Annotated in this window: 1 protein-coding gene; it reads left to right on the top strand. The window is 66.2% G+C overall.

Annotated features, from left to right (window positions below):
- Window positions 1–281, top strand: a 281-nt coding sequence (locus tag ISP17_RS19515; RefSeq protein ID WP_449757880.1) for an EF-Tu C-terminal domain-related protein, incomplete at both ends; no start/stop codon positions are given.

Below are 281 nucleotides of genomic sequence, written 5' to 3'. Positions count from 1 at the left end.
GTGGAGCGCGGCCAGGTGCTGGCCAAGCCCGGTTCGATCACCCCGCACACGGACTTCGAGGCCGAGGTGTACGTGCTGTCGAAGGACGAGGGCGGTCGCCACACCCCGTTCTTCAAGGGCTACCGCCCGCAGTTCTACTTTCGCACGACGGACGTGACCGGTGCCGTGACCCTGCCGGAAGGCGTGGAGATGGTGATGCCGGGCGACAACGTGAAGATGGTGGTGAGCCTGATCCACCCGATCGCGATGGACGAAGGCCTGCGCTTCGCGATCCGCGAAGG

The organism is Dyella ginsengisoli, assembly GCF_044904665.1.
GTDB lineage: Bacteria > Pseudomonadota > Gammaproteobacteria > Xanthomonadales > Rhodanobacteraceae > Dyella_A > Dyella_A ginsengisoli.
The sequence above is the reverse complement of the archived record's forward strand: the minus strand, read 5'-3'. Positions and strand labels throughout refer to the sequence as shown.